General features: G+C 46.1%; 30 protein-coding genes. 18 read left to right on the forward strand and 12 right to left on the reverse strand.

Annotation, left to right across the window (positions count from 1 at the left end):
- Positions 1 to 103 precede the first annotated feature (103 nt).
- Complete coding sequence (locus tag SIB79_RS03455; RefSeq protein ID WP_063403186.1) at positions 104 to 1,318, forward strand: pyridoxal phosphate-dependent aminotransferase; 1,215 nt, start codon at positions 104 to 106, stop codon at positions 1,316 to 1,318.
- A 665-nt stretch (positions 1,319 to 1,983) separates the two neighbouring features.
- On the opposite strand, the gene SIB79_RS03460 is transcribed toward SIB79_RS03455, so the two are convergent.
- The gene (locus SIB79_RS03460; RefSeq protein WP_063399293.1) at positions 1,984 to 2,235 is read right to left on the reverse strand and encodes a hypothetical protein; all 252 of its coding nucleotides are present in this window, start codon (positions 2,233 to 2,235) and stop codon (positions 1,984 to 1,986) included.
- A 454-nt stretch (positions 2,236 to 2,689) separates the two neighbouring features.
- Here SIB79_RS03460 and SIB79_RS03465 point away from each other — a divergent pair, with 454 nt between their 5' ends.
- Entirely contained in the window at positions 2,690 to 2,962 is a 273-nt protein-coding gene (locus SIB79_RS03465; RefSeq protein WP_063403187.1) for a cupin domain-containing protein, read from the forward strand.
- A gap of 384 nt (positions 2,963 to 3,346) precedes the next feature.
- Here the strand turns inward: SIB79_RS03465 and SIB79_RS03470 are convergent, their stop codons facing one another.
- From SIB79_RS03470 to SIB79_RS03490, 5 genes are all read right to left on the reverse strand, one after another.
- Positions 3,347 to 3,568 carry a hypothetical protein gene (locus tag SIB79_RS03470; RefSeq protein WP_196757443.1) on the reverse strand — a complete coding sequence of 74 codons (222 nt, stop codon included), beginning with the start codon at positions 3,566 to 3,568 and terminating at the stop codon, positions 3,347 to 3,349.
- Positions 3,569 to 4,239: 671 nt separating this feature from the next.
- Positions 4,240 to 5,658 (reverse strand): AmmeMemoRadiSam system protein B, encoded by a 1,419-nt coding sequence (gene amrB, locus SIB79_RS03475; protein ID WP_063403189.1) that lies wholly within the window; start codon positions 5,656 to 5,658, stop codon positions 4,240 to 4,242.
- A 240-nt stretch (positions 5,659 to 5,898) separates the two neighbouring features.
- Positions 5,899 to 6,981 carry an AmmeMemoRadiSam system radical SAM enzyme gene (gene amrS / locus SIB79_RS03480; protein WP_063403190.1) on the reverse strand — a complete coding sequence of 361 codons (1,083 nt, stop codon included), beginning with the start codon at positions 6,979 to 6,981 and terminating at the stop codon, positions 5,899 to 5,901.
- A gap of 876 nt (positions 6,982 to 7,857) precedes the next feature.
- Positions 7,858 to 8,043, reverse strand: coding sequence for a hypothetical protein (locus tag SIB79_RS03485; protein WP_063403191.1), 186 nt, complete (start codon positions 8,041 to 8,043; stop codon positions 7,858 to 7,860).
- Positions 8,044 to 8,065: 22 nt separating this feature from the next.
- Positions 8,066 to 8,191 carry a hypothetical protein gene (locus SIB79_RS03490; protein ID WP_268873540.1) on the reverse strand — a complete coding sequence of 42 codons (126 nt, stop codon included), beginning with the start codon at positions 8,189 to 8,191 and terminating at the stop codon, positions 8,066 to 8,068.
- A gap of 199 nt (positions 8,192 to 8,390) precedes the next feature.
- Here SIB79_RS03490 and SIB79_RS03495 point away from each other — a divergent pair, with 199 nt between their 5' ends.
- The 3 genes from SIB79_RS03495 to SIB79_RS03505 all read left to right on the forward strand — a co-directional run bounded on the left by SIB79_RS03495 (position 8,391) and on the right by SIB79_RS03505 (position 10,022).
- The gene (locus SIB79_RS03495) at positions 8,391 to 8,633 is read left to right on the forward strand and encodes a Signal peptidase I (protein ID WP_236065961.1); all 243 of its coding nucleotides are present in this window, start codon (positions 8,391 to 8,393) and stop codon (positions 8,631 to 8,633) included.
- Between the two features lie 206 nt (positions 8,634 to 8,839).
- Positions 8,840 to 9,265 (forward strand): NUDIX hydrolase, encoded by a 426-nt coding sequence (locus SIB79_RS03500; RefSeq protein ID WP_063403192.1) that lies wholly within the window; start codon positions 8,840 to 8,842, stop codon positions 9,263 to 9,265.
- A gap of 370 nt (positions 9,266 to 9,635) precedes the next feature.
- On the forward strand, positions 9,636 to 10,022 hold the full coding sequence (locus SIB79_RS03505) for an MAPEG family protein (protein WP_063403193.1): 387 nt from the start codon (positions 9,636 to 9,638) through the stop codon (positions 10,020 to 10,022).
- Positions 10,023 to 10,284: 262 nt separating this feature from the next.
- Here SIB79_RS03505 and SIB79_RS03510 read toward each other — a convergent pair whose 3' ends face one another.
- Positions 10,285 to 11,049, reverse strand: coding sequence for an ion transporter (locus SIB79_RS03510; protein WP_063403194.1), 765 nt, complete (start codon positions 11,047 to 11,049; stop codon positions 10,285 to 10,287).
- A 185-nt stretch (positions 11,050 to 11,234) separates the two neighbouring features.
- Between SIB79_RS03510 and SIB79_RS03515 the strand changes: the two genes are divergently transcribed.
- Both SIB79_RS03515 and rpsU read left to right on the forward strand, forming a co-directional pair.
- Positions 11,235 to 11,408, forward strand: coding sequence for a hypothetical protein (locus tag SIB79_RS03515; protein WP_155724596.1), 174 nt, complete (start codon positions 11,235 to 11,237; stop codon positions 11,406 to 11,408).
- Positions 11,409 to 13,017: 1,609 nt separating this feature from the next.
- Positions 13,018 to 13,194 carry a 30S ribosomal protein S21 gene (gene rpsU / locus SIB79_RS03520; protein WP_011130394.1) on the forward strand — a complete coding sequence of 59 codons (177 nt, stop codon included), beginning with the start codon at positions 13,018 to 13,020 and terminating at the stop codon, positions 13,192 to 13,194.
- Here the strand turns inward: rpsU and SIB79_RS03525 are convergent.
- Positions 13,112 to 13,513 (reverse strand): hypothetical protein, encoded by a 402-nt coding sequence (locus tag SIB79_RS03525; RefSeq protein ID WP_236072552.1) that lies wholly within the window; start codon positions 13,511 to 13,513, stop codon positions 13,112 to 13,114. The two genes, rpsU and SIB79_RS03525, sit on opposite strands and share 83 nt — an antisense overlap.
- Between SIB79_RS03525 and SIB79_RS03530 the strand changes: the two genes are divergently transcribed.
- The 3 genes from SIB79_RS03530 to SIB79_RS03540 all read left to right on the forward strand — a co-directional run bounded on the left by SIB79_RS03530 (position 13,439) and on the right by SIB79_RS03540 (position 14,655).
- The gene (locus SIB79_RS03530) at positions 13,439 to 13,678 is read left to right on the forward strand and encodes a hypothetical protein (RefSeq protein WP_063403195.1); all 240 of its coding nucleotides are present in this window, start codon (positions 13,439 to 13,441) and stop codon (positions 13,676 to 13,678) included. The two genes, SIB79_RS03525 and SIB79_RS03530, sit on opposite strands and share 75 nt — an antisense overlap.
- Positions 13,679 to 13,854: 176 nt before the next feature.
- Positions 13,855 to 13,983 (forward strand): hypothetical protein, encoded by a 129-nt coding sequence (locus tag SIB79_RS03535; RefSeq protein ID WP_255454309.1) that lies wholly within the window; start codon positions 13,855 to 13,857, stop codon positions 13,981 to 13,983.
- Positions 13,984 to 14,484: 501 nt separating this feature from the next.
- On the forward strand, positions 14,485 to 14,655 hold the full coding sequence (locus SIB79_RS03540) for a hypothetical protein (RefSeq protein WP_196757585.1): 171 nt from the start codon (positions 14,485 to 14,487) through the stop codon (positions 14,653 to 14,655).
- Positions 14,656 to 14,903: 248 nt separating this feature from the next.
- On the opposite strand, the gene SIB79_RS03545 is transcribed toward SIB79_RS03540, so the two are convergent.
- Together SIB79_RS03545 and SIB79_RS03550 are read right to left on the reverse strand one after the other, a co-directional pair.
- A complete protein-coding gene (locus SIB79_RS03545) occupies positions 14,904 to 15,068 on the reverse strand; it encodes a hypothetical protein (RefSeq protein WP_155724597.1) in 165 nt (54 codons plus the stop codon).
- 8 nt (positions 15,069 to 15,076) lie between these two features.
- Positions 15,077 to 15,787: a DUF4079 domain-containing protein gene (locus SIB79_RS03550; protein WP_063403197.1), complete on the reverse strand. Its 711-nt coding sequence runs from the start codon at positions 15,785 to 15,787 to the stop codon at positions 15,077 to 15,079.
- An 810-nt stretch (positions 15,788 to 16,597) separates the two neighbouring features.
- Between SIB79_RS03550 and SIB79_RS03555 the strand changes: the two genes are divergently transcribed.
- From SIB79_RS03555 to SIB79_RS03565, 3 genes are all read left to right on the forward strand, one after another.
- Entirely contained in the window at positions 16,598 to 16,792 is a 195-nt protein-coding gene (locus SIB79_RS03555) for a hypothetical protein (protein WP_063395392.1), read from the forward strand.
- A gap of 697 nt (positions 16,793 to 17,489) precedes the next feature.
- Positions 17,490 to 17,642, forward strand: a complete 153-nt coding sequence (locus SIB79_RS03560) for a hypothetical protein (protein ID WP_155724598.1) — start codon at positions 17,490 to 17,492, stop codon at positions 17,640 to 17,642.
- On the forward strand, positions 17,635 to 17,814 hold the full coding sequence (locus tag SIB79_RS03565; RefSeq protein WP_063403199.1) for a hypothetical protein: 180 nt from the start codon (positions 17,635 to 17,637) through the stop codon (positions 17,812 to 17,814). The genes SIB79_RS03560 and SIB79_RS03565 overlap by 8 nt, the downstream gene beginning before the upstream one ends.
- A gap of 114 nt (positions 17,815 to 17,928) precedes the next feature.
- Here the strand turns inward: SIB79_RS03565 and SIB79_RS03570 are convergent, their stop codons facing one another.
- Positions 17,929 to 18,165: a hypothetical protein gene (locus SIB79_RS03570; protein WP_063403200.1), complete on the reverse strand. Its 237-nt coding sequence runs from the start codon at positions 18,163 to 18,165 to the stop codon at positions 17,929 to 17,931.
- Positions 18,166 to 18,204: 39 nt separating this feature from the next.
- Between SIB79_RS03570 and SIB79_RS03575 the strand changes: the two genes are divergently transcribed.
- From SIB79_RS03575 to SIB79_RS03595, 5 genes are all read left to right on the forward strand, one after another.
- A complete protein-coding gene (locus tag SIB79_RS03575; protein ID WP_063403201.1) occupies positions 18,205 to 18,489 on the forward strand; it encodes a hypothetical protein in 285 nt (94 codons plus the stop codon).
- A gap of 325 nt (positions 18,490 to 18,814) precedes the next feature.
- On the forward strand, positions 18,815 to 19,462 hold the full coding sequence (locus SIB79_RS03580) for a methyltransferase domain-containing protein (RefSeq protein ID WP_063403202.1): 648 nt from the start codon (positions 18,815 to 18,817) through the stop codon (positions 19,460 to 19,462).
- A 366-nt stretch (positions 19,463 to 19,828) separates the two neighbouring features.
- Entirely contained in the window at positions 19,829 to 20,050 is a 222-nt protein-coding gene (locus SIB79_RS03585) for a hypothetical protein (RefSeq protein WP_063403203.1), read from the forward strand.
- Between the two features lie 108 nt (positions 20,051 to 20,158).
- Complete coding sequence (locus SIB79_RS03590) at positions 20,159 to 20,491, forward strand: hypothetical protein (protein WP_063403204.1); 333 nt, start codon at positions 20,159 to 20,161, stop codon at positions 20,489 to 20,491.
- Positions 20,492 to 20,977: 486 nt separating this feature from the next.
- Complete coding sequence (locus SIB79_RS03595) at positions 20,978 to 21,475, forward strand: DUF1543 domain-containing protein (RefSeq protein ID WP_063403205.1); 498 nt, start codon at positions 20,978 to 20,980, stop codon at positions 21,473 to 21,475.
- A gap of 178 nt (positions 21,476 to 21,653) precedes the next feature.
- On the opposite strand, the gene SIB79_RS03600 is transcribed toward SIB79_RS03595, so the two are convergent.
- Positions 21,654 to 22,403, reverse strand: coding sequence for a phytochelatin synthase family protein (locus tag SIB79_RS03600; RefSeq protein WP_063403206.1), 750 nt, complete (start codon positions 22,401 to 22,403; stop codon positions 21,654 to 21,656).
- Positions 22,404 to 22,572 lie beyond the last annotated feature (169 nt).

Consider the following 22,572-nt stretch of genomic DNA (forward strand, 5'->3'; position numbering starts at 1 on the left):
AGGTGGCTCTTCTCTTTTAGTCGGTCAATATCTTATGGATTTGGTGATTTGAGATTTCCATTCCATTCTGTTAAATAATGGACGAACCTTTAACTCGATCGACATGAACTCTTTGTCCTCAAGCAAACACCCTCAACCTGGCACGCAGATCGATGCTGTGCTGGATCCTGTGATTCCAGAACTTAACGAGTTGGTGGCGAAGACGCCAGGGACCCTTTCGCTGGCCCAGGGCATGGTGAATTGGGCTCCACCCGTTGCCGTAAAACTGGCAATGAACAATGCTCTGTTGAATCAAGAATCAAGCCTTAATCGTTATGGCCCGGTTCGAGGTGATCCTGATCTGCTTGAGCTAATTAAGCAAAAATTGACGATCCAGAATGGTTTGGATTTGGCCGAAAGCATGGTCATGGTCACTGCAGGTAGCAACATGGCATTTCATGCCATTGCTCAGGTTCTCTGTGACCCTGGCGATGAGGTCATTCTGCCGCTGCCTTATTACTTTAATCATTTTATGGCTATTCAGTTGGCCGGTGGAGTGCCTGTGCCTGTGAATGCTGGTCTAATACCTAACCCTGAGCTCATAGAGGCTTCGATTACAAAACGCACCCGTGCCATTGTCACAATAAGCCCTAATAATCCAAGCGGAATCGTTTTCCCTCAAACCTTACTTGCCGCCATCAATGGGATCTGTGCCCAGCATGGTTTGCTGCACATCAGCGATGAAGCTTATGAGGATTTTGTGTTTGGTGATGTACCTCATTGGAGCCCTGGATCTCTTCCTGGCGCAGGGAACCATACTGTTTCGCTCTATTCGTTCTCTAAGGCCTATGGCATGGCCGGATGGCGTCTTGGTTATATGTCTGTTCCTATTGGCTGGAGTAAGGCTTTGGCCAAGGTTCAAGACACAGTCTTGATCTGTCCACCTCGTTTTTGCCAACGAGCAGCGATTGCGGCCTTGTTGGATGGTTCTCATTGGGTGCGGCAGAATGTCTCTCAATTGTTGAGTCGGTATCAGTTGCTCTTGAAGCGTTTTGCCGCTAGCAACGATCGACCCTGGCGCTTTTTACATCAACCCAATGGAGCTTTTTATGGCTTACTTGAAGTGGATTGTGGTTGCAATGGAGACACCTTGATGCGTCAGCTGGTAAGAGATTATCGAGTTGCCACGATTGGAGGTTGTAGTTTTGGTTTTAAGAACGAGAGTTGTGTACTGCGCATCAGCGTGGGGATGCTTGAAGGCGCTGAATTGATAGATGCCTTTGATCGCTTGGAGGTAGGCTTGCTTAATGCTGTTCAACAAGGAGACCGTACCACCTGAATAATAAAGCTAATTCCAATTTATTTTTTATTTTATTGAAAATAGCAATCAGCACTTGTTGAGTAATAACTGCCTGGTGAATTTTGATCAGCTCTGCAGCAGCGAGTTTTGCTGCTGAAAACTTACTCAAATCATGCAATAAGCCAATGGCCTTAAGATTATTAATGGCTGCATTTATTTATATGAGATTCTATCCATTGCCGTGAACACTTGCAGCATTTTGTAGATATGAGTTAATAACTTTCTTGCCTGTTAAGCAATTCAATTTTTTAAGTAAGTCTTTGATTTGATCCGCTTATTGCTAGCCATGATGCTTCCTATGGCTTTTTACCATAATTGATTGGAAGGTAAATAGTGATCAGAATTCTTGCTTCTAACTCTATGGGAATGATTGTAGGGTCTGATTGTCTTTGCCTCGCATGCTTTTTGGCAATGTTGACTATTTTTCGTCATCACTCTTTGAGGGCCTATGAAGTGATAAAGCCTTCGTCTGTTGGTCAGGATGCCAATCATGCTGTGAGGATTCATGGATCTAATCTCAGAGGCTTTTGTTGTGATTCTTAAGTGTCTAATTTCACCCATTCTCTTCTCATATGAAAATGAATGCAGACCTTTTGGCAATCCTGACTGTCTCTATTATGGCAAGCTAACTTTGAGGATTGAAATTATTTTTTCTCGTCAGTATCCAAGCCTAATGCTGAGACAATAAGGGTATTTTCTAATACCTTTGGATATAGCAATACGCCAACGATCACCGATATGATCGCTGTGACAATGAATGTAGTGACTTGGCCTATTGACCCTGGTAAGTAGATTTCAGAGTTCAGAAATGGCAAATCAATCAGAGAACCTATAGTTCCCCAAATCAATACCCATGCAGACACATATCCAATGCCGAACCAGTCTTTCTTTGACATGTGACCTCTGAAAACACGAAACAATTTTTGAATACTAGCTGATAGACACGCATAGGCTTAATAAAGTGGCATCTCTGATGTGCAGCTTGTCTGACCAGTGACAACACCTAGGCCCTGCTGCCAATGACTTGCCCAAGTCTTGCAGTGGCTGTTTTTGCTTGCTGCAGCGTCTCTTCATCTTCTTACTCTTGGCGTTGGAGCGCAGATTGATCCAAGTTAGCTGCTACCGCAAAGTGGTTTGATTCTGTTGAATGAGGTCTTGGCATAACTGAGCAAATGATTGGTTTGTCTCATTCAACAGACAAACTTAGCTCCATATAAGAGTTTGTTCTCGTTAGCCTCTTTGCTTCTATTCGTCATCTTTAAAGAAACCTGAAGCTTCCGCTCCGTTTTCTTGTTAAACAATTCATCAGGTCTGCTACTAGGTTCAAGAGAGCTTCCCTTCGACCCGCCCATGGCGATTAGCGTTACCTCTGCATGTCCAGAGAGCACAATTAATGAACTGGGCATCCGGCAATGGCCCATTTGGACATGTGAGGCCAGCACCTTTCCTTGGACCTATGATGAACAGGAAACCTGCCTGTTGTTGGAAGGCGAGGTGACCGTTAAGCCTGAAGGCGGAATGCCCGTGCGCTTTGGTGCAGGTGATCTGGTGGTGTTCCCTGCTGGAATGTCATGCATTTGGGAGGTTCATCAGGCAGTTCGTAAGCACTATCGCTTTGGTTGATGAATGAGCCATGACGGCTAGCTGTGAAGTGACCTCGCTGAACAACTGGATCAATGCATGGTCTAAGAAATGCAAATGATTCGTTGATTGCTCTCGGGAAGCATCAAGCAGACCAGCTAGACGGATGACAGTAGCCTTATAATGCAGTATTATTACTGTCCAGGGTGCGAGCTGGTGAAGGAGGGCATTTTCGTCGTTCAGTTTTGCTACATAGGTTTTGTGCTTTTTGCTTGGCCTACTCAAGATTCATCTGACGTTCCTCGAGTTGCTAAGAATCAATGCTGTATTCACATCAAGGCCACGGGTGAAGAAGGAGCGTAATCACACATGCCAATGGCTAAGCCAATCGAGATCATCTTGCCGTTGCTTGATCTGAAGCATTGCTCATTCTTTCTCTGAACGACTCGATGTTGACTGGGTTTTCTGCTGAGCAGCCTGTGCTGCGACATGAGCCTGTCGGCCAAAGCTCTCCTCTGTTGTAGGCCTCAATGATGGATTCGTAGTGGTCTTCTCTTTGTCTTGCTTGATGTGCCATGTACTCATGTATTTTCTTTGCTTAAACGAAAGCGCATCAACCTGCAATGCGCGATCGGAGGGAATACTCAATACGAGCGATCCCTCCCTTAGACAGGTCTACTCAGGCCTCGTTCTTTGAGGGGCTCCATAGGAGAAGGCCCTTGAACTTGACAAAGCTAGATAATGGAGTGAATGAAAAACAAACTATGGCTGGAGTCATTGCCGGGGCAATTTCTCTATCACTTCATTTATTCTGGAAGTTTAGAACAGCCAATAGCGTGAGAGCCAAGTGGAAAATCTTGATATCTGCCTTATGGCTCCCTCGCCAATGTGTAACATTTTCATCATTATCTCAGCTTTCATGGCTGGCTAACAAGAACATTTCTTTTGGGCGACTGAAACACTAGCTTGATAGATTAAATCAGCATAATCCACGCTGCTTAAACTTTAGAACTCCACTCTTTTCGATATTAGTTTGAATATTTACACTTAAGCGGTAATTGCTATAAGGGCCTGAGTTGCATTGATTCGAGACATTCGAATGTCTCTGCTTGATTACTATTTAACAAGTATCAAGTGGTGAAAAGTAATTTGTAAGTTTTTTTTTGAAAAGTATCTGCTTTTGGTTTTTTATTTGCCTGCGTACATATGTGGATCTATTTGTGCTAGTCGTTTTTATTTTCCAAATTTATTGACCTTTTTGTATCTTTTTAATGAAGCAATTGTGATTGTGCTGCTTTGTTGATTTGTTTTTTTATTGCTCAATCTTTGTTGTTGATTTGAGTTTCCGTTGATGATTTTACTGAAATAGCCGTAAAACGCCAGGCTTGTAATGTATCCCCCCAGTAATTGCTAGGCAGACCAGCTTTCTTTTTGAGCTGCCCTACGAATTCAGTCTTCTCCGGAAGACTTTCCCAGACCTGCGGTAGAAAAACACTATGTTTTCCTTGGTCAGCGATGATCAGCCCGTCGACATTTTGACGCAGCTGTTGCATGAAATCTGCTTCATCTGAGAATGTCATTCTTTCAAAAGGGCTGAGAAGCGAGATTGAGATCTCAAGTTCTGAGGCCTCTTCTAACTCTATAGGAGAAAACCGCGGATCTTTCATTGCAGCTTTATAGGCATTATCGACGACATCCGCGATGAGTGGTCGATAGGCCTGGACTGTACCGATACAGCCTCGTAAATTCCCGTTTTTATTTAATGTGACAAAAGTGGCGCGCTTTTGTTGAAGTTCTGGCGGGAAAGAAGCGATGTCTATTGCAGGAGGATGACCATTTTTAATCGAATAGGCCACGGTCTGTGCTGCAATTCTGATAAGACGCCCTGCTTCACGATTCAGTAGACCCCAATCATCTTCCACTCGTAGAGAATTGCTTTGATCGATTTTCTTGAATGCGGCCCAGGAACCATAACCAACGACTCGTTCTTTGTTGCCTGCTGTGTCACCAGAGTTTTGCAAAGCAAGTCGCTTAACAGAGAGGCCATATTTGCGTGCTGCAATCAGCATTCCGGCAACTGGAATACAACCACATGCTTTTTCTGGGCTAAGCATGTCTGGATTCAAACTTTCGATAGATTGAGCCGTTTCTCTATCAATCTTCTGGGCATTTTTGTAGTCCTTGAAATGGCTGAGATCTGTGCTGATAAGAAACCGTGTTGAATCACTGCCCCAGAGCCGTTCAATGACTTCGGCAACCTGTTTTCCGGAAACGGCACCAACAACAAGTGGTAGCAATTTGAAGTCGCCAAGAACTTTCTGGAGAAATGGAAGATGGACCTCAAGTGAATGTTCCGGGCGGTGTGCTTCGTCATTGAAGCTGATCTGAGGTAAGTCAAGAATTGCGGTGATGGCTTCACGGTCAATCTCAACTTCTCCCAACGGTGTTTGAAAGGCATCCACTGATGGCACAGCAATGCCCTGTAGGGCGATGCGATGAGCAGGGCCGATCAAAACAACACGTTCAATTTTGTCTTTTTGACTTTGCCAGGTGATATAGGCATTGGCCGCGACCTGGCCTGAGTAAACGTAACCTGCATGTGGAGCGATTAGCGCCTTAGGCTGCAAGGGATTTGTTGTGTCGGCATTCGCGATCAATCTGGCGACGTCGCTTGCGAGCGTTTCTCTATCAGCTGAGTAAAAAACTCCAGCTATTGCAGGGGCTCTCACCTTACCCATTGCTTTATGACTCTTTCCTTAGCTGGCCAAAGGCTTGTACTGGAAGGCGTTGATTCGTGGCATTCCCCCATCTATGAGTTCCGTCGGCAATAGTCCATATCGATTCGATCTGCTTAGAGGATGTTTGATTTGAGTCTAACTTGGATATTTTCATGATTAATGCAGCTTTAATATTAGCTCAAATACGTTCATTTCGGCGGCATTGTCTGAGATAGGTGTTGGCAACCTTCCATCGCTGAGTTATTGGCCAATACGTACCGGTTGTCGTTTCCGGCCCCATTGACCAGGAGTGGCATCAAAGTGACCAGGGATCCTGGTGCCGCATTGTGCACATGTTCCTTTCACTGTTGTGGAGAGGCCCCACTGACCCAATGCATACCAGTCGCGCTCGATGAGCAAATGGTTGCAATTAGGGCAACGTGTGTTGTCTCCGGCTGGGTCGTGCACGTTACCTGTGTAGACAAATTGCAGGCCTTCCTCAATAGCGATCAACCTTGCCTTGGTCAATGTTGATGGAGGAGTTTTGGGCCGATTGAGCTTGTAGTCTGGGTGATAAGCAGAAAAATGAATCGGAATATTTTGGCGTAGCTCTTCGCGGACCCACTCAGCGAGTTTACGGATTTCGTCATCGCCATCGTTTTCTTCCGGGATCAATAGGGTTGTGATCTCAACCCAAGTATTGGTTTCATGCACCAGATAGCGAAGGGTGTCTTTGACTGGTTCAATCTCGCTTGCACATAAGTCTCGGTAAAAGCGTTGAGTGAAGGCTTTGAGATCTATGTTGACTGCATCCATCACTTCGAAGAACTCTGCTCGAGCATTTGCGGTGATGTAGCCGGCAGTGACGGCCACATTTTTGATCCCGCGCGCTCGATTTGCTTGTGCCACGTCGATGGCATATTCCGCAAAGATCACAGGGTCGTTGTAGGTAAAAGCTACTGAGCGGCAGCCGTGTTGTTGAGCAGTCGCAGCTAGCCCCTCGGGTGAGGCAGCATCCATCAAACGATCCATCTCTCGAGATTTCGAGATGTCCCAGTTCTGACAGAACTTGCAGCCAAGATTGCAGCCTGCTGTTCCGAACGAAAGCACCGAAGAACCTGGAAAAAAATGATTCAGCGGTTTCTTTTCGATCGGGTCGATGCAAAAACCACTTGAACGGCCGTAAGTGGTTAGGGCCATGCCTTCAGCAGTGGCTTGTCGCACAAAACAAAACCCTCGCTGGCCTGGTTTCATTCGACAATGACGTGGGCAGAGATCGCATCGGATTTTTTCACCATCTTGCGACCACCATCGACCTAGGTGTAATGGGGCAGTATCAGTCATGGTGTGGCGTGCTTAGTGATCAAGAAATCATTGAGTTCCATCAATGCAATCGGATTGCCAATCTCAAGGAATTCATTCTATCTCTAATTTGTTTATGAGTGTTTAGAAATTGCCATTGAAATGCTAAAGGATATTGCTAGGACTTATTAGAATCACAAGAGAGTCAAGTTTTCTTGAGTCTCCAAACGGCCCTGCTTTGATCACACTCATCTGATCAATACGTTGGGGCAGCCTAAAATATAATATACGATCAACATGAACAAACGTACAACTCTACGAATAGCAGAGGCAATACAAACGAGTAAGCAAGGGTTAAAGGTAAAGCTACTGTAAATTACCCGCAAACAACAGGAGCAGTCTCAGCCTCAATCCAACGCTCTAACTAAGAACAAAATCAATCCACAAGACCAGCATGTGAAAGCAAAAGAGATGTTGGAATATCTTCAGAGTCTACCTATCTACTGAGAAGAAATAACCCATATAAGAGGCCATATAACGTAGATAGATGACCTAATATCTCCCCATAGCACCTCTGTAACGCACGGCTATTTCTTGGAGACGTGATCTGTTAGGGCGACCAAGGTGCGTTGTGTCATGACTATTAGGCAACAAATACCTGTCAGACTATGACCATATTCAGCGTAAGTATTGCGTAAGCGCCTATTTGATAGCCCCTCAGAACCATTCTGTTGCAATCGATCTCGGTCTTGGAGGTGTGATCGGCATTGGTATGGACGTAATGACTGATCTGATCCATGCTAGATCGCTCAGGCGAACATGGCTTGAAAAGGATCTAAAGGCTTAACCAGGATCAATCTGTTGTCGTTAATGTAATACTGTTCAGTTGTTGAAATGCCTAAATTAAAGCAGGAAGGCTTAACTGCTCCCCTTCTTGCTTGATTCCTGCTGGGCAATCTTGAACCACAGCACAATGAAGTAAACCGACGAGATGCCTAGGAAGATCAACGTCAAGATCATCCATGTCCCCATGCTTAGGCCAAGTACGCCTGCATTGCGTGCGTCGCCGATTGTGGCGTAGGCCAGAAGAGTGGGGAAAGTCAATGGGATCAGTTTGTTCTGGTTATCAGTTCAGCACGGCTCGGTGGTTGGTCGTTGAACCTTGCGCATTGAGCAAAGGAGCCCCTTTGCTTGATGGAGGCGCACTGAAGTAAAAAGCCGACTGCTCACCATCACCCAGCCACGCTGACACTAGGAACAGGCTTGGAACCTGCCATGCGTAGAAACACTACTACTGGTGCCACTTGTACTTTCTTTAAGCCGAAGCGCTATTTGTAGGGGCTTGCGTCAATAAGCTCTTTCCCTTAGAAATAAAGCTCCCCATCACCCAGGCCCGTCGCGTCACGCGAGGGTCTTTTTTTTGTTGATCAGCCCCCCCCCATGGGGCTGCAATGAGCTTCCTTTTTGGTGGAGGGCATAATGCAGAAAGCTTGATGAGCGGTGATTCGATGAACGAACCGCAGCCGAAAGAGAGTTTGCTCAAGAAGAGTGGACGAATTGGCGCAATCCTTGGTTTTGCCTGGATTGCTCTGAATATTGTTGTGCCTTTGGCTTTGTTGCGTGTGCCTGCGGTGCAGCGCTGGCTCGTGGCATTTGACAACAAGCTTCCTTTTCACATTCCAGGAATTGGCTAGCTGCTTTTTGTTTCCGATTGCTGTGGTGCCCATGATTGAACAGGTGGTCATGCCCTCTCCAAGGTCAATAGCATTGGACAACTCATCTGTTTACAGAACAAAACCTGATGAGCCGAATTTTTGAACCTTTGGGAGGGTCTATAAGACGTTAAGTACAAGGGTGCGGCAGGCTGGCGTTATGGGTAACGACTCCTCGAAATGAAGAGATGACGCACGAGGTCTCTCTTGCTGTGCTGGAAAGGGATGGTCGCTGGCTCCTTCAGCTTCGTGATGACATCGAAGGAATCTTGTTTCCAGGTCATTGGGGATTATTTGGAGGTCACTTGAATGCAGGGGAAACGCCTTTTCATGCCGTGAACCGTGAACTTGTCGAGGAAATCAACTGGGCACCTGAAAATCTCCTCGTTCCTTGGTTCAGCAACCACAGCAGCACACTTGTGGTACATGTATTTCGAGGGCCACTGTGTGTTTCCCTTGGCCAATTGCAGTTGCTGGAGGGTCAGGATATGACCCTGGCGACTATGGAGGAGCTGGCGAGTGGTGCTATCTGGAGCCCCAGACTTGGGGAGTTCAGACCGATTGCGCCAGGCCTGGATATCGTGCTGCAGCGTCAGCTCTCAGATAAAGACTGAAGCCAGGTTGTGTGGAGCAATATTTTGAGGTTTTGCGCAATTTCGATGCAGAAGATCTTGTAGGCCGATCCCTTGCCAAGACAGCATGACAGGACTCTCTCTTTGTTGGGCTTTAGGGAAATTGAGGGGGGATGGCAGCCGCTAGTTCAATGATGATGATCACCTCAGTCAAGTGGGCGACTTCATGGAGGAGCTTTCCCCTCAGTTGGGCAACTATGAATGTCGTGGCTCTGGTCAGCTAGTTGCTTGAACCAACCGGCGATGCAGAGACAAACACTGCTCTTCATCAGAGAGGCACAGCCCCACTCGCTGGCCATCAAGGTTGGAATTCAGATGGCATCCTTAAAGTCATTGTGCTGATACCAATTTCATGACCATTCTTGTGCTTCCAGCCGTTGTCACCTTGGCTGCCGCGATCGTCTACCAAGGAACCATGTTTGCAGTGGCATTTGCACGAAGCCAGCACAAAGTAAAAGCTCCAGCAACGAGTGGGCCAGAAGAATTTGAGCGAGTGCTACGTGTTCAGCAGAACACCCTTGAACAGATGATGTTCTTCCTGCCGGTGTTCTGGCTAGCAGCTCTTTCTAGCAACACGTCTGTTGCCTGCTTGATTGGCTTCATCTGGGTGGGCGCACGTATTGCTTATGGCATTGGCTATTGGAAAGCGGCCAAGCTGAGAGGGCCAGGCTTTGCCATTAGCCTCCTTGCCAGCGCAGTTCTTCTTGTGATGGCAATTGTTGGTCTATTTAACTCATAGTTGGCGATCTTATGGGAAGCTTCCCTCGGCAATAGTGGCCTCTTCTGCCAGAAGTCAACATTGTGAGCTTCGTATGCAGAGGCTGCTCACCTTTGGCTAATTGATTGGTTAGAAGAGAATAGGCTGAAAGATAGAGATGCCTTACTTTATCTAGCCAACTAAAGCTTAAACTCTCATCTTTCAACTTTTGCCTGAAAACAAGGATTTGATTGTTTGATATTATGAACCAATTGCCGTGTGTCTATTCCTAAGTAATGCTTTCCTAAGCAGATTCCTCAAGATTATTCTTTTGCACAGCAATTGATTCGCTAAAACCTGCGGCAAGAATTCCGGTAGGTATGGCGATGGCGCCAATTCCCATAAGAGAAGTTACTGAAGCGATAATCTTGCCTACCGCACTAATTGGCACTGAATCTCCATGCCCCACTGAGCTGACTGCATTAATTGACCACCAGAGGCATCTTGGTATTGAACCTAATAGATCAGGCTGAATAGATGACTCTGCAAGATACATCAATGTGCTGCTAATGAGTAAAAGCAATAATGTATAAACAGTAGATATCTGCAGCTCTTGGCTTTTGGATCTGAGTGCATAGTTGAAATGAAGCATGCTTTGCTTGAATCTTTCGCTGCGGCCAACCTTTAGAATGGTAAGAAGACGAATAATTCTCAGGATCTTTAGTTCTGTTCTTACGCCTATGAAGGAGGGGATAATTGCAATCAGATCAACAATGGCCATTGGTGAGAACATGTAGCGAATCGCGCCTTCTACACCCTCTCCATATTTGCCCTCAAGTGGGGCAGTCCACACTCGACAAAAATATTCAATGCAAAACAGACAGCCAATGATCCAATCGATGGCATCTATTTGTCCGCCAAACTGAAAATCAATTTGATTTTCAGTGCTCAGAACTGCGAAAAAGATTGAAACAGCAATTGTTGCGCCACTTAACTTATTGAATATCGATGTATTGCCTCCTGTGGATTGATTGATTACCTGTTCATGCAGTTTGAGGCGGAATCCCATGATGGTCCCCAAGGTTCCCTCTCCCTTTTGATTTCAATCCATCCTAGGCATGGGTCGCTCCAGCGAGCCTTGGCGTGCCAATTGTCCGGAGCTTTCCTGGTAGGCGTGAGCAAGGATCTAGTTTGCTTAATTCTTCGGCTTTGACCTCGATCTGAGAGGATGATGAAGATGTCTTGCGGATCGTCATGCGTGCTCTTGTTTTCGCGATGGCTCTTGACTTGAGTCCACTGACGATTGGAGTGATTATGGTTGTCGGAGTATTATTCATTGCGATGTTCGGGATTAGCTCGGCATTTGGTGGCTATCAGGGAATCTTCGATTGGACGCAGGAGAAGCCAGGTGATCAAAAGAAAAGGTGAGAAATAAAGCAATTCTAAACGATACTTTTCTTTCTTTAATTAATAGATTAGGCAATATCTCATGCCTAGTCCATAGTGGTTATGGTTATTACGTTGACTGGTCTGAGAATGGATTCTTGTGCTGTATTTGCAATCGTGGTTGTTTATAAAGTTGTTGTTTTTAATACTCAAGAAACCACGTTTCACTGAAAATGTTATGCCCATTATTGTAGTTCTTTCGCATTCAGCCAGCACCATATTGCTCGGAGGTCTAAACAAAGTGACCATTGCTAATTAGTGCGCCTCAATCGCTCAGCAGTTATTGGGTTCGTCTTAAAGTTTGAATTGAGCCATCAATCGCTTTGACTTGATTTGTTTTTTTATGTCTTCTGCAATGGCAGCATTCTCTGAGTGGAGATTGGATTTGATTGCCCACCAAAAAGCTATTGCTGAGACACCTCTCTGCGAAATAGCCTGATCAGCATTTGGGCTAAGTGAAGCAAAGGCTTCAATAGCGATTTAAAGGATTTCAGATATTGATAGAGAACTGATAGATCAAACAAGGCTTATGCATTTAAGTATTACTTAAGCGTATAACTGGTAATCTTTTCTTGTTTAGATGTGCAGTCGTGCGATACATACGGGCTAGTATCGACTCTATGCCCGGATTGACTTCAGGAGATCTGATGAACGCACTCCGCCAAGCATGAGCTGAGCAAGTAGCCGGCAAGACTTGTGCCTCAACCTATTCACATCAATTGTGCGTTCTCAATTTGAATGAGTGAGAACAGTCCCCCTGAACCTGTCGCCGGGGGGTGTACTTTATTGGTTTGGAAACCCGTTCGCCATGATTTTTGCCCGAAGCAATTGGGACGAGGTTTGGCAAATTAGATGGGGGTCATTGCTGCCTTGATATCTCCTTGTTCTGATAGAACTTCTCAAGATGTGTGAGCCCATCACAACAGCTCAGGGTGTAGGTCGTTCTGAGCAAGTGGTGAGTTCAGTAGAACCGTCAGTGGCTTTTGGCAGATTTTGCCTGGTTAGACCTTGGCAGGATGCAGCAGTTGATAGTGGATCTTGAGTGGACTATGGCTTGCCTGAGAAGACATTTTGCATAAAAGGTTGTTTGTCTCGTAAACAACACTTGCCTTTGGTATTTGCTTGTCAAATTGGCCCCTCTTGGGATCGAAGCGACCGATTTGTAGCGAACTAAGGTCTTAGCGGAATCAGCAAAGGAATGTCTGAGCGAAATGATCCTGTTGAGCCAGATTGAACTGAGCAATCAGCGGTTCACTGCCTAGCGGTGTTGGTGAAAATCAGGAACCAGGCGTGTCTGGTTTGCTGTTCTGGAGCGATCGAGACCCCAAAGATGGCCCCTCTCTGAGGCAATCAGGATGGCCTCGTAGAGATCGCTGTTCCTGGCTTTGAATTGGCTTTTCTTCATGTAGGTAAAAATACCGACAGGAGTGGCCTTGGATCAATGGAAATTCCAAATCCTGATGCATTGCATAGGCTTGCTTTATTGATCAGATCTCCAATTCTCAAGGTGATGCCACACACCTTTTTGTTGTGTTGGTGAATTTCTCACGAGAGGTGGCCTGGTAAATTCGTTGATTGGTTGAATTTGCTTATGGCTCAGGTCACGGTAGGGGAGAATGAGGGCGTTGAATCGGCCCTGCGTCGCTTTAAGCGAGCAGTCTCTAAGGCTGGGATTTTTTCTGATCTCAAGCGCATTCGTCACCACGAGACCCCAGTCGAGAAGTACAAACGCAAGGCTCAGCAACGTCGTCGTAGTCGCAGACGTTGAGTCCACTCCAATCGAGCAGTTGATCCCTCCTGGTAGCTCTTGTCTTGATGGCTAATGTCTGCTGGTTGGGTCCAAGAAGATTCTCCTGGGAATGATTTTTTTTCTGATTTGCCATTAGTGATGCGACAGCATTGACGCATCCATTGCTTATTGGCGCACATAGAGCTGGAGGTGAATCTGCTCGGTTTGATGGTTCAACTGAAGCCATGCCTCCTAGCGCCAGTTCCTTGTTAGTGGTGTAGCGGTGCGCCGAGACAAAGGGGAACGTCGTTTCTGCACGACTTGTGTGAATGGTTTTCACTGGCTGTGGAACGCTCAATCCCAGCTGGTCAAGTTGAGATCAAGTTCCTATGAGCTGTGCTGTCTCTGGATGCGTTTCGGCCGAGGGGAAGCGAACGAATCTTTGCGCGGCAAGTGGTCACTTAGGCAATCAACCATGGCTGCCATTGCACCATCAGCAGGGCGAAAAGCTCTTATTCCTTAGTTAGCACGCCAAATATGGTATTCGTGTGGCAAAACAGCCCTAAACAAGGGGCAAGAGTTTCAAGGATATCCCTTACCTCTAGCCACCAGTTGGATGGTTGACGAAGGCTGAGCCCTAAGGCTCAAATTGTTGTCCTAGCTTGAGCGAAGAATGTGATCAATCGCATTTGGATGCTCATGGACGAATTTGATCGTTTCCATGGCAACCTGTCTGGCCTCAAAAGAGTCATTCGCATAGGCACAGAATTCGCACCGATGACTCTGAGCATCGCGATAGCTGATGGTGTAACCGTGGCGGCTCATTAGTCCAGCCATTCAATTGATCATTTACATCCTTGCTCAGCAGAGTATGGAGTTGCCACTAATTGTTCAAAGAAGTGAGCAAATGCACAAGAACCAAACTTTTTCAATGCTCTTCTTCACCACATCAACTTCCGGATCAGTGACCATTGGTCTATTGAGCGTGGGCCTCTTTCGATATCCTTGTGAGGGCTCACTGACAGACTCTGGCAAAGGCACATCGTGATTTGCTGCAGTGGAAGGGTTACCTGGATGATCCATGAAGAAGGTCTCCTCCGTCGGCTTGGCAATTGCCGCAAATGTCTTTCTATTCGTTTGGGCTGCCATAAATAGCCCCGTTGGTTAAAGATATAAATCGCTCTGCCTAGCAGCATCAATCACCTCAAACATCAATGGAAGTGCGGGTTTTTGTTGAAGCGCAGGCAAAAGCCCTGCTATTAAGACGGGGGTTTGCTTATTCGTTCCACCCTTAGGGCAGTGAACCCTTTTTCTTGTCGTCCTTGACCTGTGACCATAGGTTCTTGCCGCTTCTATAGAAATGCAGTGGCTTGGATCAAGTTCAGCAATGAGCCTGATCCCAGCGCTCTGGCACTGCAGACTGAACCGGTTTGTGGCATTGAAGTCTCATGCCTAAAAGGCGTTGCACTGCAGGCTTTGTTCATGGTCAACTTTCGTTGATGAGAAACGTTCAACCAAGCGTTGCCAATTTGATTGCTTCCATCAAAGCAGCCGTTTCAGCAGCCATTTGATTTGTCTTGCTGCCTTCACTCATCACACGATGCAGTTCTCTATGGATTCGCTTTTCTCGTTGATTATCGGCTTAGAGCTGAGAGCTGATTGAGTGCTTAATTGAGCTGGTAAGAGTGATATTTGTATCCCTTTTGAGAATCTTTTGTTTGCAGAACTCCTGCATTTGTTTGCTGGGTTTAAGCAGGTTGAAGAACGCTGATGGCATGGACGCCTTCTTCTCCAATGGCAACCATGGCAAGCGCTCGATAGGGATCAAATGAAAGACCAGGAGGGCTTAGAGCACATCGTTGGTCTGTTTGGCGGCGTGAGGTTTGTTCCAGCATTGGCGAGCGGGCGCGCACAACTACTCCTACGGTTGAGGAGCATTCGCGGTGTAATTAGCTACCCGCTCGGCTTTTGCCTGTTGGATGTAAGGCTTTTGCCAGTTCAGGGGGATCTCTAGTAGGGCTTTGGGGCCGGTGATTGCTTCTGCCAGGAAGATCACCGCCGCAAGACTATTGGCTGTGATGTGCAGCCATCGCCAGCGCAGATCACGCAGGATTTCTTGTCGGGATGCCAGCGAGAACAGCATCAGCCCAACGAGACCAATGCCACCCCAGAAATGCGATTGCCAGAATTCTGCTTTGAGGGGGTTGTCACCGAGGCGGAATACTTCCGGCTGCATGCCAAGGACGATGACACCTGCCCAGCAGAGTAAGGAGAAGCCTGCTCGATAGGCGGGTCTTTTGTCTCGCCAGGTTGTCAGCAAGGCGATGCAACATCCAATGAGTACCAGTAGAAGCAATCCAGCACGGATCAGACCTCCCTCAAACTCCGTTAGCGGATGTTCAGTGCTGATCATCACCACCAGAGCAAGCAGCACGATTGCGATCACTCCGGCTGAGAGCCATCGTCCGAGATTGCTGTGCACACTCCCGACATTGGCTGGACTTTCGTTCTGACGTTTGAGCCGACGACTGCGGGTTTGAAGTGACAGGTTTAGGACTACCCCCAGTAGGGGGTAGATCAAGGCTACGGCAAAAATCGGGTGTAGCAACCAGATCCAGTCAAGGGTCTGCATGGTGAGGGTCTGGCCGGGGAATCAAAAGGTAGACACAATTGGATTTAGCAATGGTGCTAAAAGCCTGCACGCCATCGCTTAGAGCTTATTGAGTTGAACTGGAAAGAGAATCTCTCCGTTTCTGGGTCCCTGATTCTCTGCCTATCGAAGGAGCTTATGGGAATTCAGGTGGTTGATGTTACTCAGTGATTCTACAAACCTGCCTAATTCTTGAGAGTGAATGATTATTTTCGCTGCTTGGCTAGCTGAGTAAGCATTTTGAATTAGCTCAAACCCCTTTGCCGTTGCAACAGTGATGAATAGAACTTGATTGGGATCTAAGAGGATGTAGGTCAATCCATCAGGAATGTTTCTGAGGTGCCATGTCTTTGCTGATATAAGCAGGAGCGATTATGAGATTGTCAGCAATTGTCAATGGGGTTCGAGTGAAGAACTGAGCCTGTGCTTGTGGCGATACTTTGCTGCTGTTATTAGTCCGCATCAAAACCAATACATGAATAAGGGGCTTGGGGGAGGTTTGGAGTCGAGTGGCGAATGAACGAGATACGTTCTTTGATTAGCTCGGCAATGCTGATCGTTTGAATCAAATTTCTCTTGCCTAGCCTTGGTTTTGGCTTGCCTACAGGCTAAGAGCTACTTTTTGGCAGATGTTCAAAGGAACAGCTAAGGCGAAGGTAATGCAGTCATGCGCATCAGATGGGGCCCCTTGCATAGAAAATAAGGCGAAGGCGGAACTGTTGCTACTAATGATTCAGGGCTTGCTGGTTATAGGTGAGGTGAGCTACGACTAGCTCCTAACTGAGGCGATAGATGAGGGGCATTTTTGAGCTGTTGCTGGCCTGGCGTTGGCCGCTGGCCGTTATCTTGAGCACAGCCTTTTTAAGCAAGGCTTTAATCGCGATTACTCGCGCGGGCATTCGTGTTGAGATTTTCACCAGACGTCCTATCAAGGTTTCCACTGGACCATCAGCGATTCAGGCCGAGGTCACCAAAGTAAGGCTTTAGTGGCTGAAATCTTTGTGACCCTAGGTATGGAAAGACTCTGGTGATCCCGTTAAATATATAATGATTTCGAAGAACTAACTTCTTTCTTTTGATAGATAAAACAATCAATATCCATCACCATGATCAACAATTTTGATTCTCAATACTGTCTGCTATCTTTATGGCCTGATCGGCAGTATTTGTTATCCAGTTCATTCCTCTTTGAGCCTTTTTTACTCCACGCAGCCATGCCTGATTGCAAAGACAGCTGCTTGAGTTCGATCGCATATATCAAGCTTGTTGATGATTGTACTTTGGGGCAAAGTATCGTAGTGTTTGCGATGTTGTTGAGCTTCCATCAAGGCATCCTTAAAGATTAAGCTTAGAGTTCTGTAAGGATAATTTCAAAAGGGGAATTTAAAACCTTGATGCTCATCTAGACTTCTTTTGTCTGGCTAACATAAAGAGAAGCTATTGCTTAGAAGCGCTTAATGTAAACTATGGCCTTCCATAGAAATCTGGAAAAACCTGACTGGAGAGTGTAAGTCGCCAGAGCTGCAAAACTTGGTTTTTAAACACGATCGACTGACGTTGATCGAAAAAAGCTTCTGCCGTTCCTTCCAGATCAACTTATGGATTCGTGCGGGAGCAAGAAAAGACCCTTGGATGATCCGGGTACCCAAGGGAGTGAGTCGCTGTATCTCCACGCATAGAGATCATGAATGATCCAGAAAAAACCGATGTAGGCAATGATCCAAAGACATGTATTCGTGATTACCACTTGGTTGATGATGTTGGAGTGATCGAACATTTACGCGATCAAGTGAGCTTTGATCAACCCTTGCAAAACAAGGGCCATCCGCTTGGCTGATCCTCAAAGGCCCGTCTATTGCTTTGAGATTTGGCGAGCGGATGGCCAATCGTCAAATGGTGAAATTGGGGTGGAAGGCATCACTGATGACCCAATGGGCAATGTGGTGATCGGCATGAACGAACTGATGCAGTCACAAAAATGCCTTTCTGGGACGGCGGTCAGAAGGTAGTAGCAGACCTCTAGATCAAGGCCCTGACATTGATATGGAGCGGTGGGATCCACAGATGTGCAACTAGAAAATGCCTTGGGGAGGGGCATTTCTGCCCCATAGGGATGAGGTTTTTCACGCCCAGGAGTGAAAAAAAGAGATCTCAGTCGTTTTTGCTGCGTCGCTGATGAGCATCACCGTCAAGGGAGTGCCTCTAACGACGAGGTCCAGCTGTTGTGGAGTGCTTTTGATCAAGCCATCGATTCCCCGATGCAAGTTGATTAGCGAAAACCGTACAACTATCACTTTGGAGTGGCTTTTTAATCCCAACCGGGCCTGGTTCTCCGTACTGTTTTTGTTCGGTCTAGGCATCTACGCCGACCAAGCTGTAAAAATCTCTCATAGAACACCATGTACTCCCTCTTTGACGAGTTTTTTTCTAGTGCAAGCTTCTATAAAACACGTCCTCGCGTTTCTGTGATCAGTGATTCTGAGTTCAAGGCTGATCAGGATCGCCAGAACGCAGAACGTGTTTCTCATCTCGAGAATGTAAGGGCCGATTTGCTCGATTCAGTCAACAAAGTTGAAGCACAGATTGAGGCGCTTCAAACAGCACTGCCGCAAGCCAAGCAAGTGATCAAGGCACCTATCGCTGAGCCTGCCGCAGCAAAGGAGACCTGCTCGCGCTCGGCATGACAAGAATTAGGAGGAACCACTACAAGCTCAGTGGCGATTCATGAAGCCCCTGCTAGTGCGGGGGCTTTCTATTCCCTGTAAATAGCTGCAATGGTTGGTAAGAAAATTAACTGATAATGCTCCTAAAAGTCCCCTTTGGCAGCTTCAAATTCATCTGCTCGAGTGGATTAGCACTGACATGATCTATATAGAGAAACTCGCAAAAGTCGACGATAGTGAGCATGTTTTGCGAATATCAGCTTAGTTGAATCCTGTGAGGCCTTGAGGTTATTGACTCGCGGAATGGTTTGCAGCAGGCGAGACTGAGCATCGCTTCGCAATCCCCTTGGCGGTTCAAGTTCTTCGAAACGATCAGCGTTCCAAGCTCGATCAGAATGATGACGTGCTTTTTTATGCTGAGCCTCGTTTCGTTCATCATCTGGACGAGGCCTTTCGGGGACGTTTGACGCAGCTTTATCGCGAGAAGATTCCGCCTTGCTCCACAGTGCTCGACTTGATGTCGAGCTGGGTGTCTCACCTGCCTGATGGCGTCATCTATGACCGTGTGATCGGCCATGGCCTCAATGAAAAGGAACTCGTGGCCAACAACCGGCTTGATAGCCATTGGGTTCAGAATTTCAATCTCAACCAGTCCATTCCGCTTAAGGATGAGAGCATTGATGCGACTCTCATCGTTGCGGGTTGGCAATACCTTCAGCAGCCTGAGGATATCGCTGCGGAGTTATTGCGTGTGACGCGCTCGAAGGGCCAAGTCATCGTTGCCTTCTCGAATCGTATGTTTTTCACAAAAGCTCCGCAGATCTGGAGGGATGGTGATGACCGTGATCATTTCACCTACGTTTCTAGGGTGCTGATGGCTCAGGGTTGGCCAAAGCCTGAGATCATCGCAGAGGAGACTCGCTCAACAGGTGTCTTGGGGTTGCTAGGCGGCAAAGGAGATCCATTTTTTGCAGTGATCGCGACAAAGCCTTGACTGCAGTAAAGCCAACAAAGGAAGCAATCTGAGTTGGCAAATAAGACGAAACTCTTTGCATGAAGGCTACAATTAATCTAGGTTCTATGCACACATTCTAGGCTCTATGTGCACATTGCTAATCCATGACCTCTACATCAGTTTGCACTATTGTTTGCTTGCTTCCTGATAGTATTGTTTTTTTCTAATGGGCCATGATTCATACAAAAGACGAAGGCTAAGGCACTCTATTGTTATCGATGACCTTAGGACTGCTAGGAGGAGTAGAAAATTAAACAGTGGCTCTTTTGAGAGAGCTAAAATCGAAAGAGAGTAAAATTCAGGTTTCCTTTGTTTGATGGATGCCTTGATTGATATATTGATTTTATGATTGACTCTTATACGCTGCAGCATTGCAAAGCCAATAAGCATATTTGCAAGCTTAAAGCCAGAAACCTAGAGCATGCTGTTCAACAGGCAAAGCTGATGATTACAGAGTCTGCTATGGACCCTAAATCACTCGTTTCTTTAAGGGGTAAAGTTGCTGAATCCATTCTGGATTTAGAAGTATTGTATTTGCTGATGGAGGAGGAGGGCCAAGTAGATTAGTCGTTTAACATACATCTGTTTTAAATTTATATAGATTGCTTTTGTCTTGTACTGGCATGGCTCTTTATGCTTAATTGCATTTCGCCTATTGCATCATTTTGATTTGCTATGATATTAGCTGTTTGTCACTTTCACATGGATAAGTCGACCAAAGATCAAATTGTTGCATCTTCTGCTGGTTGGGTTGCTGTTGCATTAAATATTTTACCTGGTATTGGGGCCGGGTACCTCTACCAACGTAGGTGGAAGGCTTATTGGATTACTTCCGCGATCGTTAGTATTTGGATTGTGATTGGTGCCGTCTTGGGTCAAGACATTGATCCTGTTAATGATCAAAGAAATCAATTGGTGGGTCTTATAGGTCTCTTGCTTGTCGCTGCAACAACTGCTGTAGAAGCTGGTCTAGCGGTAAAACGTGCGCGAAATAATGAATCGACTTGATCGATAGGATTAACAAAACATCTAGAGCGAGTTCTCCCCCTCTAGTCTGTTGGCAATTAATGTCGATTTTTGTTTTTATTCGTATGCCTATAGGCCCCGGCTCTTCACTCCAGCAGGCTTTGCTCGTAGAGCAAGGATGAATGGAATAAGGATAGATTCATGATTGAATATGGGGATTAATTCAAATTTTTACCCGTTAATCCGGTTTAAGCATTTTTGCTTTCTTTTCTTGAAAATGCTTGCTAAGCTTGGGAAGAATGAGAGGGTTTAGTATGCACACATATCTTGTTGAGGCATTGATCGTTGTCTCATCTACTCTTTGGGTTGTATTGTTGCTTTGGAAGCCCCAAAAGGAATAGCTGATAGTCTAATCTCACACTATTTTTTGGTCTTTTCTTTTGGCAAGCTGGCTTAAGTGAAGCTTTTGTGCAGTATTTCTTTTTAAGCGTCAAAAATGATCTTTTCCTGGATTAATCTTTTATAGAGATGAATCTCTACCTTGTCGTGTTGGGTGGGAGGATGCGCGGAGCACACGTGGAGATGCACGATGTGCGCTGGGTGGTGGGTGAAACGATTGAAGCAACAGTGCCCCAGCTGAAATCACAATGGATTGGTAATCCTCGAGGGCTGCATGTGGACAGCTACATGCGCATCCGCTTCGTGGATGGTTACCGGATCACAATGGCTAGCGCCGGTGAAGTCAATGCAAACGAAGCCAACAAGCTCTGGTTCATCAACCTGGGAGGTTATAAGGCTGGCGAAATGCTTGAACAGCATCATTTGGAACTTGTGGTCGCACCTTCAGCTCAAATTGCCAAGGGCAAGGCACGTCGCCGCTGGTTCGAGCCGATGGATCAGATCCACAAGGATGATCATGCCGCGATCATCCGTCTACAGGGATATTCAGTCGTCCTTGAGATCGATCCTCAGGGGCGACATGATGGCATGAATCCCGACTGGAGTGGCTACTGGGTTATCACTTGATCAACATTCTCCCGGATTGGTTTCATCTCATCGTTCTGCTGGCTCTTGGCTAGGGATAATCTTGTCAAGTTAGAATTTATAGGGACAATGATTGATCTATTGTATTAGTATTTCTTTGCGAAAAGGGATAAGTGTCATGAGCATTGATTTTATAAATGATTCTCCCTAATCTTGCACACTATTCAATAACGAGTATTCCTCTCTGCAATCCTGATATGCCGTCTAATGTTCGCATTGCTTTCCATAGATCATGTGTTCTTACCCATACAGAAGGATAGCGATATCTGGCAACATCTAGGATTAGAACTTTATCAGTAACAGCGTCATAAGCTGCTAGTGGAGAGAAGTGTCCACCCCCTTTTTGACCAATAACCTTCCTGTCATAATTGACAATCAAGCGATCACTTGAATCGTCAAGATTAGCTTTCACAAGCGATCTAAATGCTGACAGACTAAGGATGTCTCCGTGTAAACGCTTAGAAGAAACACCATGATGACTGAGTAGGTTTTGAACTTCTTGAAGTGTCATGCCTTGACGCCTGACTTTGGCTGGGCTAATTACTGTTTGAGATGAATCCGAGTCGAAGATATTGTCTTGGGTCCAGAAGTGGTAGTTTCTGAAACCATCTACTGGAGGTGCCGGAATTGCTAGGCTGTTTAAAACCATTACGGCACTGGCAACCCCGCAATAGGCAAGGTTTGATTGGGTCAGAAAAGCTTCCATTAACGAGCCGTAATCTGATACAGACTTGCTTCTTTGCAACAAGACCATTCCTTCTGAGGTCGTTATTGGAATTAGTTTTTCCGCTAAGGCAGGATTAGACCAAGGGCCTACTATCAGAGCAAAACTCAATAAGCTTATTCTAGGAGATGTTATCCAGATGAAATGTTTAGCTTTCTTGTATTTTTGAGCAGGATTAAAGAACATTGACTCACCTATGCTGAGCAGTGCACCATGCTATCTAGTTTCAGACTTGCTTGACAGAAGCAATGATTGCTTACAGTATCAACGCTTTCCGGTGTGCACAATATTGCAGGTAATTTCAAGATATTTGCGTTATTACTTTGCCTGTTTGCGATAAGTTTTTCGCCGTTTG

It is taken from the genome of Prochlorococcus sp. MIT 1342, from assembly GCF_047304495.1.
In the GTDB taxonomy this organism is placed as follows: Bacteria; Cyanobacteriota; Cyanobacteriia; order PCC-6307; family Cyanobiaceae; genus Prochlorococcus; species Prochlorococcus marinus_D.